The sequence below is a fragment of the Halomonas sp. 328 genome, from assembly GCF_015645095.1.
Classification (GTDB): Bacteria; Pseudomonadota; Gammaproteobacteria; order Pseudomonadales; family Halomonadaceae; genus Bisbaumannia.
Genome location: NZ_JADOTW010000009.1, coordinates 120,495 through 130,812 on the forward strand (window position 1 = coordinate 120,495; position 10,318 = coordinate 130,812).

At 66.9% G+C, this 10,318-nt stretch carries 8 protein-coding genes; 6 read left to right on the forward strand and 2 right to left on the reverse strand.

Going from position 1 to position 10,318, the window contains the following annotated elements; translation table 11 throughout:
• Positions 1-3 precede the first annotated feature (3 nt).
• The 5 genes from IHD13_RS06385 to fliD (IHD13_RS06405) all read left to right on the forward strand — a co-directional run bounded on the left by IHD13_RS06385 (position 4) and on the right by fliD (IHD13_RS06405) (position 6,670).
• Entirely contained in the window at positions 4-876 is an 873-nt protein-coding gene (locus tag IHD13_RS06385) for a motility protein A (protein ID WP_195860199.1), read from the forward strand.
• The gene (locus IHD13_RS06390) at positions 866-1,846 is read left to right on the forward strand and encodes an OmpA/MotB family protein (RefSeq protein ID WP_195860200.1); all 981 of its coding nucleotides are present in this window, start codon (positions 866-868) and stop codon (positions 1,844-1,846) included. The genes IHD13_RS06385 and IHD13_RS06390 overlap by 11 nt, the downstream gene beginning before the upstream one ends.
• 233 nt (positions 1,847-2,079) lie before the next feature.
• Complete coding sequence (locus IHD13_RS06395; RefSeq protein WP_230086168.1) at positions 2,080-3,378, forward strand: sensor domain-containing diguanylate cyclase; 1,299 nt, start codon at positions 2,080-2,082, stop codon at positions 3,376-3,378.
• Positions 3,379-3,416: 38 nt separating this feature from the next.
• Positions 3,417-5,186, forward strand: coding sequence for a putative bifunctional diguanylate cyclase/phosphodiesterase (locus tag IHD13_RS06400; protein WP_230086169.1), 1,770 nt, complete (start codon positions 3,417-3,419; stop codon positions 5,184-5,186).
• A gap of 125 nt (positions 5,187-5,311) precedes the next feature.
• Positions 5,312-6,670, forward strand: a complete 1,359-nt coding sequence (gene fliD, locus IHD13_RS06405) for a flagellar filament capping protein FliD (protein ID WP_195860203.1) — start codon at positions 5,312-5,314, stop codon at positions 6,668-6,670.
• 143 nt (positions 6,671-6,813) lie between these two features.
• Here the strand turns inward: fliD (IHD13_RS06405) and IHD13_RS06410 are convergent, their stop codons facing one another.
• Positions 6,814-7,734 (reverse strand): nucleotidyl transferase AbiEii/AbiGii toxin family protein, encoded by a 921-nt coding sequence (locus IHD13_RS06410; protein WP_195860204.1) that lies wholly within the window; start codon positions 7,732-7,734, stop codon positions 6,814-6,816.
• Positions 7,727-8,266: a type IV toxin-antitoxin system AbiEi family antitoxin gene (abiEi, locus tag IHD13_RS06415; protein WP_195860205.1), complete on the reverse strand. Its 540-nt coding sequence runs from the start codon at positions 8,264-8,266 to the stop codon at positions 7,727-7,729. Before abiEi ends, IHD13_RS06410 begins: the two co-directional genes overlap by 8 nt.
• A 279-nt stretch (positions 8,267-8,545) precedes the next feature.
• Here abiEi and fliD (IHD13_RS06420) point away from each other — a divergent pair, with 279 nt between their 5' ends.
• A complete protein-coding gene (fliD, locus tag IHD13_RS06420) occupies positions 8,546-9,958 on the forward strand; it encodes a flagellar filament capping protein FliD (RefSeq protein ID WP_195860206.1) in 1,413 nt (470 codons plus the stop codon).
• Positions 9,959-10,318: the final 360 nt, after the last annotated feature.

Here is a 10,318-nt window from a genome sequence, read left to right on the forward strand (position 1 = left end):
ACTATGAACCCTTCCACCCTGATTGGAATCGTCGCCAGCCTGCTGATGCTGGCCAGCGTGGTGCTGTGGAGTGCCGACAGTACCGCCGCCTTTCTCAACCTGCCGGGGCTGGCCATCGTCATCACCGGCACCCTGGCGGCCACCTTCATCAGCTACCCCTTGCGCGAGGTGGTGCGGGTGGTGCGCCTGGTCGGCCTGGTGTTTCGTCGCGAGAATCGCCACGAGCAGGAAGATATCGCCGAGCTGGTGGCCCTGGCCCGGCTGTGGTTCAAGGGCGATGTGCGGGCGGTGGAGAAGCGCCTGGAGCAGACCCCCAATCCCTTCCTGCGCACCGGGGTGCAGCTGGTGATCGACCACACTCCCGACGAGGAGATTCACGACCTGCTGCGCTGGCGCATCGCCCGGCTCAAGGCGCGGGAGCGGGCCGAGGCGCAGATCTTTCGCACCATGGCCCTCTATGCGCCGGCCTTCGGCATGATCGGCACCCTGGTGGGGCTGGTGAACATGCTGGGCGTGATCGAGAGCGGCCAGCTCACGGTGATCGGCGAGCGCATGGCGGTGGCCCTGTTGACCACCTTCTACGGCATCGTGCTGGCCAACCTGGTGTTCAAGCCCATCGCCGTCAAGCTGGAGCGGCGCACCGAGCAGCGGCTGATCGCCATGAACATGATCCTCGAGGGCATCTCGCTGATGTCGCGGCGCCGCCTGCCCTCGGTGATCGAGGAGAGCCTCAAGTCCTTTATCGCCCATCATCATGATGAGCTGCGTGATGGCCAGGGGCAGGAGGAGGGTGCGCCGGGCCGCTGGCGGCTGCCGCGACGTCGTGGCGGCAGCGATGCCGCCGGGAAGAAGGGCGAGGCCCCCCATGCCGGCTAGTCATCGCGACCGCCATCGCCACGATAGCCTCTTCGAGGAGCTCGAGCCCGACGAGGGGCAGGCGGGCTGGATGCTCAGCTACATCGATATGATGACCCTGCTGGTGGCGCTCTTCGCGCTGCTGCTCTCCCTGGCCGCGGTCTTTCGTGGCCCCGCCGAGGCCAGCCCCGGTGCGTCAGACGCGCCGCGAGCCGAGCTGTCGTTCTTCGCCCTGGCGGCGGCGCTGGAGGTGGCGGCGGGTCCGCGGGTACCGGCCTCGCCGGGCCCCCGCGGGCGGGATCCCCTCGACCTGCCGCAGCCCATCGACTGGGCGCCGCCGCGCCCCGCCGCGCCGGCGCCGACCCTGGCGGTGCGGCGGGTGCCCTTTGCTTCCCCCGCGTCTCGGCCTGCCCCGCTACCCGAGCTGCCGGAGATCGCCCTGCACGACCGGCTGGATCCCGAGGCCTGGGACGACCTCACCCTGGTGGTCACCGAGCGGCCGCCGAGCAATGCCCATCGCCTCGACCCCGAGGCCCTGGCCGGCGCCGAGCGTCTTCAGGAGGAAGTGAGTGCTCGCCTCGACGAGGCCCGCGAGCTGCCCAGCCTGGAAGGCGTGGAGATCTCGCCGGTGGCGGAAGGCCTCAACCTGCGCATCCAGGACCGGCTGCTCTTCGATAGCGCCACCGCCGAGCTGAGTGAGGCCGGTCGCGAGCTGATCGAGCGCCTGGTGGCGATCATCCAGCGCCATGAGGGCACCGTCTCGGTGGAGGGGCACTCCGACGACCGGCCCATCTTCACCGACCGTTTCCCCTCCAACTGGGAACTCTCCTCGGCCCGGGCCATCGTCATCCTGCGCCAGCTGGAGCGTGCCGGCGTCGACGCCTCGCGGCTGCGCGCCATCGGCTACGGCGAGACCCGCCCCCTGGCCGATAATGACAGCCCCGAAGGCCGCGCCGCCAACCGTCGGGTGGAAGTGATCGTTCACTTATAATTCCATCCCTGCCTTCCTTGATCCATATCAACGCCTCGCGACCGCGACTCGCTTACCTTCGTTATTTCGAATGCATCCTCGATCCAGGGGAGCCCCTGTCCGGGAAGTCTTGCCCGCTGATACGCGGTATCCGCCTCAAGCGAGCGATCTGCGCTTAGGATGGGGTCGACGAATCGGGCCCGAGACAATAACAAGAAGGGAGTTCATCAGTGATGCAGGAGACTGTTCCGGGGTTGGCATCTGCGTCGGTCGGTCGGCCGGAGCCGCTCGATACCAGCGGTATCGATTGCCGCCTGCTGGCCATTGCCATCGAGCAGAGCCCGGTGGCCACTGCCATTACCGATGCCGAGGGGCGCTTCGAGTTCGTCAATCGGCGCTTTATCGAGGTGACCGGCTATCGCCGCGACGAGCTGCTGGGCCAGACCCCGGCGTTGATCAAGTCGGGGCATACGCCGCTGGCGGTCTACCAGTCGCTGTGGCGCACCCTCGAGGCCGGCGAGGTGTGGCGCGGCGAGCTGCTCAATCGAAAGAAGGGTGGCGAACTCTACTGGGAAGCGGAGATCATCACTCCGGTGCGCGACGAGTCGAGCGGTGCGGTGCGTTACGTGGTGGTCAAGGAGGACATCACCCAGCGCAAGCGCCACGAGAGTGAGCTGCGCTTGCTGGCCACCGCCTTCGAGACCGGCCAGGCGACCCTGATCACCGACGCCGAGATGCGCATCGAGCGGGTCAATGCGGCCTTCAGCGCCATCACCGGTTACCGGGCCGAGGAGGTGGTGGGCAAGACGCCACGGATCTTCAAGTCGGGGCGCCACGACGAGGCCTTCTATGCGGCCCTGTGGGAGGCGGTCCTGACCACCGGCCACTGGCAGGGCGAGATCTGGAATCGCAACAAGGCCGGGGAGGTCTATCCGCTCTGGCAGTCGATCACCGCGGTGACCGACGACCACGGCGAGATCCGCAACTTCGTGGCGGTGTTCCATAACATCAGCGAGCGCAAGCGCATGGAGCGCGAGCTGGCCCGCCAGGCGACCCGGGATCACCTGACCGGGGCCCTGAACCGTCGCGGCTTCGATGCGGCCCTGCGGGAGTCACTGGCCGAGGCGGAGTGCCTGGGGCGTCCCCTGTCGCTGCTGCTCTTCGATATCGACCACTTCAAGGCGGTCAACGACCGCCACGGCCACGACCGCGGTGACGACATCCTCCGCGCCCTGGCCCGACGGGTGCAGGACTGCCTGCGTGCCGGTGACCGGCTGGCGCGCTGGGGCGGCGAGGAGTTTACCCTGCTGCTGCCGGGCACCGAGCTTGCGGGGGCCCGGAGCATCGCCGAGCGGTTGCGCCGGGCGGTGGCCGACGCACCGATCGAGGGGCTCTCGGTGACCATCAGCCTGGGAGTGGCCAGCCAGCGTCCCGGCGAGTCGGCCCAGGCCCTGCTGCAGCGGGCCGATGGGGCCCTCTATCAGGCCAAGGGGCAGGGGCGCAACCGGGTGATGGTCGATGGCCAAGACGGGTGTATTAGTGTTGAATTCTAATATAACAAGCACAAGATGACCGGCTAAGGAGCCCGAGTATGTGTTCTTCTCAAGGGCTGGTGCCGGAACGAAACGCGCCCCGGCCAGCGGCGCCGGACGAGTTGCCGGGCACCCGGGGGCGAAGCGCGATGCCCCAGGTCGAGCAGGCGTTCTTCGATGCCAGCGAGGCGATGCTGATTACCGATGCCGGGCAGCGCATCCTGGCGGTGAATCCGGCGCTGGAGCTCCTGGTGGGCCTGGATGCGGCGAGCCTGCTGGGGCGTTCGCCGGACTGTTTCGTGGCCCCCCGGCAGGGGGCCTCCCAGTGCCTGGCCGACTGGCAACTGCTGCTGCAGCAGGAGCAGGGGCGCCTGGAAATGCTCCTCCACGATGCCCAGGGTCGCGACCGTCCCACCCTGTTCTCCTTCCGCCGGGTCCGCCACCCCAGCGGCACCACTTCCCACCATGTGGTGACCCTCACCGCCCTGGACCGCTCCCTGGCCGGCCCGGGGCCGCGGGCCAGTCGCGAGGCCTACTTCGACGCCCTGACCGGCTTGCCCAACCTCAAGCTGCTGACCCAACTGCTGCAGGATGCCATGGTGCATGCTCAGGGCGCCGGCGAGACCCTGGCGGTCTGTTCCCTGGATATCGACCACTTCAAGCGCATCAACGACCAGTTGGGCGAGCTGGCCGGCGACCGCCTGCTGGCCAGCTTCGCTCGCCGGGTCAGCCACCTGCTGGCCGGCGACGAGGTGCTGGCCCGGGTCGGCGGTGACGAATTCGTGCTGCTGCTGCACCGGGAGCCGGACGAGGCCTTCCTGGAGCGACTCTTGACGGCGATTCGCCAGCCGATTCGCCTCGACGGCCAGACGCTGCGGCTCTCCGCCAGCATCGGCGTGACCCTCTACCCCGATGATGAGCAGGAGGGTGACGTCCTGCTGCGCCACGCCACCCAGGCCATGTACCGGGCCAAGCAGCGTGGCCGCAATACCTACCACCGCTTCGATCCCGGTCACGACCGTCAGCTGCAGGTGCGCCAGGCCCAGCGCGACCGCTTCGCCCGGGCCATCGACAACGACGAGTTGCGCCTCTACTACCAGCCCCAGGTGGACATGCTCGGCGGTGAGGTGGTGGGCCTGGAGGCCCTGGTGCGCTGGCAGCACCCCGAGCGCGGCCTGCTGGCCCCCGGGGAGTTCCTGCCGGTGGTGGAGGGAACCCCCCTGGCCGCGGCCCTGGGCGAGTGGGTGATCCACCGTGCCCTGCGGCAGCTGAGCGACTGGCAAGAGGCCGGCATCACCCTGCCGATCAGCGTCAATATCAGCCCGGTGCACCTGCTCCAGCCCGACTTCGTGGCACGGCTCGAGGCCTTGCTGGCGACCCACCCCCAGGTGCCGCCCGGCTCGATCAAGCTCGAGGTGCTGGAGAGCGCCGCCCTGCACGACATGCAGGCGGCCCTGGAGGCCATCCACCGCTGCAAGTCGCTGGGCATCGCCGTTGCCATCGACGACTTCGGCACCGGCTTCTCGTCGTTGACCTACCTGCGTCAGCTGCCGGTGGACCTGATCAAGATCGACCAGAGCTTCGTGCGCGACATGCTGGTGGACGCCAACGACATGGCCATCGTCGAGAGCGTCATCTACATGGCCAAGCGCTTCGGTCGCCCCATGCTCGCCGAAGGGGTGGAGACCCTGGCGCACGCCCGCGCCCTGGTGGCGCTGGGTTGCCACCAGGCCCAGGGCTACGGCATCGCCCGCCCCATGCCGCCGGAGCAGCTCCCCGCCTGGCTGGTCACCTGGCCGGAACGTTCCGAGTGGCAGGGGCTAGGTTGAGCCGACCGGCTACCCGGTTTGCCAAATAATTCTTCGGATCATTCAAGTTCGTGCTCACACCGCCGAGGGCATAGGGAGCAGGGCGCTTCACCCGCGCGACACTCATCGACCAAAGGCAGCAGCGCATGGCCAGCATCTCTTCCCTCGGCATCGGTTCCGGCCTCGATCTCAACGGCCTCCTCGATCAGCTCAACGAGGCCGAGCGGGGCAAGCTCGAGCCCATCGAGGCGCAGATCCAGTCCCAGCAGGTAAAGATCTCCGCCTACGGTGAGCTGCAGGGGGCCCTGTCGGGCTTCCAGGGTAGCGTCGAGGCGCTCAACGATCCCGCCCTCTATCAGAGCCTCTCCGCCAATGTCAGCGGCGAGGCGGTGGCGGCCGCCGCCGGCGCCGAGGCGAGCCCGGGGCGTTACGTCATCGAGGTGGATCACCTGGCCAGCGCCGGCAGCCTGGCCACCCAGCGGGTCGATGCTCTCGATACCGTGCTCACCGAATCCGATGCCGACCTGAACCTCGACTTCCAGGATGGCGAGCTCGACACCGCGGTAAGTATCGCCGCCGGCAGCACCCTCGAAGACGTCCGCGACGCCATCAACGCCGACCCCGAGGCGGCGGTGACTGCCTCCATCGTCAACGACGGCGAGGGGTATCGGCTGGCGCTGATGTCGGAGCAGACCGGTGAGCAGGCCGCCATCATTGCCACCGACTTCGCCGCCATGGCCGCCGATGCCACCCTGAGCGATGCCACCATCACCCAGGACGGCCAGGACGCCAGCTTCGCGGTCAACGGCATCGCCATCACCAGCCCCGACAACCAGGTGGACGACGCCATCCAGGGGGTGACCCTCGACCTCCAGCAGGCGGGCAGTGGCACCGTGGTGGTGGAGCGGGATACCCGGGCCGTGCGCGAGGCGGTGCAGGGTTTCGTGGAGGGCTATAACACCCTCAAGGGCACCATCGGCCAGCTCACCGCCTTCGATGCGGAAAGCGGCCAGGCCGGCGAACTGCTGGGCGACAGCGCCGTGCGCACCATCGAATCACGGCTGCGCGGAGTCCTCTCCGGCGGCGTGGAGGGCGGCGGCGAGCTGGCCATGCTTAGCGACATCGGCATCTCGCTGGAGCTCGACGGCACCCTCTCCCTGGATGCCGACCGCCTGGATGAGGTGATCGCCACTGATCAGGACGCCCTGGGGGCCTTCTTCGCCGGCGACGAGACGAACGGCGGCATGGCTGGGCAGCTCACCACCACCCTGGATCAGTTGCTGGGCAGTAACGGCGCCCTGGAGGGGTCCATCAGCGGCGCTGAGAGCAGCATCGAGCGCCTGGGCGAGCGCTACCTGCGCATGGAGCAGAGCATCGACCAGACCCTGGAGCGCTACCGGGTCCAGTTCGGCCAGCTCGACGGCATGATCGCCCAGATGAACCAGACCAGCGACTACCTCACCCAGCAGTTCGCCGCCATGGACGCCCAGCTCGGCCGCGACTGATCGACCCTCGGCCCATCACTCGGCATAGCCGAGTTCCCACGAGGCCATCGCTAAGCCACAGGTGTTGTGGGAGTCCGGCGATCCGGCGTCCCGGTTCTTCCGAGCGATTGGCGCCGCCAGGCGCCCCGGTATCGAAACATGGCCTAAAGCCTGAACTCCTGGGAAGGGGGAGAGGCCCCTTCCAGTTCGGATACCACGGCGCCTAGCGTCTCGCTCAGCTCTCGGCAGAGGAAGTCGGTAAACTTGGCCCTGAGCAGGGTGCGTTCGAGCGTATCGGCAGGCAGGAAGCGTGTCATTTCGTGCCTGAAGGCATCGCCGCCGATGATCTCGGGCAGCCTGTCGATCATGGCCGTCGCCTTGCCGAGATAATCCTCGACACGATAGTCCCTCAGTTTCTGCGTTACCAAACCGATGTTCGGGGTAGCCCCCTGCTGCTTGAGCCACTGCAGGTCCCAGATGTCGCGGTGTCGCACGTACTTTTGCGTATTGACCAGGGAGACCAGTTTGTCGGCCAGTATCTCGTCGAGGCTTTCGCAGAGAACCAGCAGATCACTGTAGCCATCCGGCAGGAAAGGGTAATGCACCTGCAGGTTTCTGGCTTGGCGGGTATGGGCCGGAATATTGGCGATTTCCAGCTTGATGCGCTGCTTGGGAAGGTCGGGACGGCTGGGCGAGGTCACTACGGCCACCTGCCACTTATCGACCTTGACCTCCGCATAGGCCGGCTCATGGCGCAGGACTCTGGGAGGCTTGACGGTCACCTCGAGGCGGTAACGTCGGCTGACATAGGTTTCGATGCATGCCTTGATCGCGGCCACCCTGTCGCTCTGGAAGTCCCGCCCTCCGGCGAAGTCCAGATCCTCACTGAAACGTGATGCGCCGTAGCATAGCCGGAGCGAGGTTCCGCCCTGGAAGGTCAGGTCGTCGAGCAAGCCCTCGCGGTCGAGGGCGAAGAGGATATCGAAGTGGAGCAGCTCCTTCTCGATCACCGGGCGCATGGCCTGCCTGCCCGGCTCGGCCATGGCGCGGGCCACCAGTGTTTCGAAGTCGGCGGGATCAATCATTGGCGAGTGCCTCGCTATCGACGAGATGGGTATTGCGGCCCACACGCTTCAGGTCGGCCCAGGCCGCCGCGGGAGTCGCCAGGCGCAGGGGGCGTCCTACGTCGCGTGCCCGTTCCAGCACCTTGGAAACCGGGCGGCTGGTGTGAGTGAACTCGATGGTGCCGTAGGGCGTGCGGTAGGTGCCCTTGCGCCCGGTGGTCATGATGGTGAGGCGGTCGACGGGAATCTGCGAGATAACGCCATACTCCGACAGGGCCGACTCCAGGCTGACGTAGCTGTATTCCCCTCGGCGCATGGCACAAGCGATGCGCTCGAGAAGATAGGGGGCGTCGGTTCTGGCCAGGGCGTAGCGGTAAATGCCCCGGGAAACGGCCTCCAGCAGCCCCTGTCGGCGTAGCCGGTTGATGCCTTCCTGCAGTGTCTTGGGGCTATCTTCGGGGAAGAGCTTCGCCAGGTCGCGCCGGGTAAACAGGCTGCGTCCTTCCTGGCGATCCCAGGCATCGAAGCGGTGCCGAGCGGTCTGATAATCCATAAGCATACACAAAGACTATGTACAGATAGTTTAAGTGTCTAGTTGAAGGGTCGCAAGCGGGTCGCTGACCTCTCGGGATGTTCTGCACCTGCTCTGCCTCGGTTGAACCACCCGGTTTTCTTCAAGAGCGCTGATTCGGCCGGTCCGACGCCTCGGCGATGGGCGCCGCCAGGCGCCCCGAGTGTCCCCTTGGCCCTCGAAAATCGCCCTAAAGTTCTCCGCCGCTCCGCCGATAACCCCCTTACGGACCCGCGATGGGGACTCAAGGAGCGGTAACTCATGGCAACAATTTCATCACTCGGCATCGGCTCGGGACTGGACCTCAACGGCCTGCTGGATCAGCTGCGCGATGCCGAGCGCGGCAAGCTGGAACCCATCAAGCGTCAGCAGGCGCAGCAGCAGGCGAAGATCTCCGCCTATGGCCAGCTGCAGTCGGCGCTGACCACCTTCCAGGACAGCGTGGCCAAGCTCAACGACGCCTCGCTTTTCCAGAGCCTCTCCACCAACGTGCGCGGTGATGCCTTTACCGCCACCGCCAGCAAGACCGCTCAGCCCGGCACTTTCCAGGTGGAAGTGAGCCAGCTGGCCAGCGCCGGCACCCTGGCCACCCAGCGGGTCAGCGAGGCGGACAGCCCCCTGGTGGAGGCCGATACCACCCTGGAGCTGACCTTCGCCGGCCTGGATGACCAGGAGCCGCCGCAGAACATCAAGGTCGAGGTCGAAATCGCCGCCGGCAGCAGCCTCGAGGAGATCCGCGATGCCATCAACGCCCAGGATAAGGCCGGCGTCACGGCCTCCATCGTCAACGATGGCAGCGGCTACCGCCTGGCGCTGAGCTCCACCGAGACCGGTGCCGACGCCTCCATCGCCAGCACCAACTTCCACGATATCCTGAGTGCCGATGCCAAGGACGATGTGGCCAGCTTCGCCGATAACCAGGTGATTACCCAGGCCGGCGACGATGCCCTGATCAAGGTCAATGGCATCGATATCGTCAGCAGCAGCAACCGGGTGGAGGGCGCCATCCAGGGCGTGACGCTCAACCTGGAGGAGACCACCGCCGAGGGCCAGACCCAGACCCTGCGTGTGGAGCAGGACACCCTCAAGGTGCGCGAGGCGGTCAGCGGCTTCGTCAAGGCCTTCAACGACCTCAAGGGCACCATCGGCAAGCTGACCGCCTACAATGGCGACAGCGGCGCCGCCGGCGAGCTGATCGGCGACAATGCCGTGCGCACCATCGAGTCGCGGCTGCGTGGCGTGCTGGGTGGTGGTGTGGGGGAGGGCGAGCTGCGCATGCTCAGCGAAGTGGGCATCACCCTGCAGCGCGACGGCACCCTCAAGCTGGATGACGACAAGCTGGGCGAACTGGTCACCGAGAACATGGCCGGCCTGGGCGAGTTCTTCGCCGGCGCCGACAAGGCCGGGGGGCTGGCGGGGCAGATGGACAAGACCCTGGGCCAGCTGCTGGACAGCAACGGCATCGTCAAGCGCTCCATCGAAGGCGCCGAAGGTCGCGCCGAAAGCCTGGTCGAACGCCATGCCCGCATGGAGCAGAGCATCAACCGCACCATCGACCGCTACCGGGTGCAATTCGGCCAGCTCGACGCCATGATCGCCCAGATGAACCAGACCAGTCAGTACCTCACCCAGCAGTTCGACGCCCTCGACGCCCAACTGGGCCGCAGGAAGTAACCAACGCCAGTCCGGAGCCAGCTCCCCACCTGGGGAGCTGGTTTTAGCTGCGTCCGATATATTAGCGCCGTCAGGCGCCTTAGATCCCCCCCCAGTATCACCGTGGGAGCTAGCTTTAGCTGCGGTCCGACGTCTCGGCGATTGGCGCCGCCAGGCGCCTCGGGTTTTCCTGTCCCATCACTCGGCATAGCCGAATTCCCACGACATCACCGCTAAGTCACAGGTTTTGTGGGAGTCCGGATTCCGGACGATTGGCGCCGCCAGGCGCCCCGACGATCCTCCCTGGCCGCTTGGCCGCTTGGCCGCTTGGCCGCTTGGCCGCTTGGCCGCTTGGCCGCTTGGCCGCTTGGCCGCTTGGCC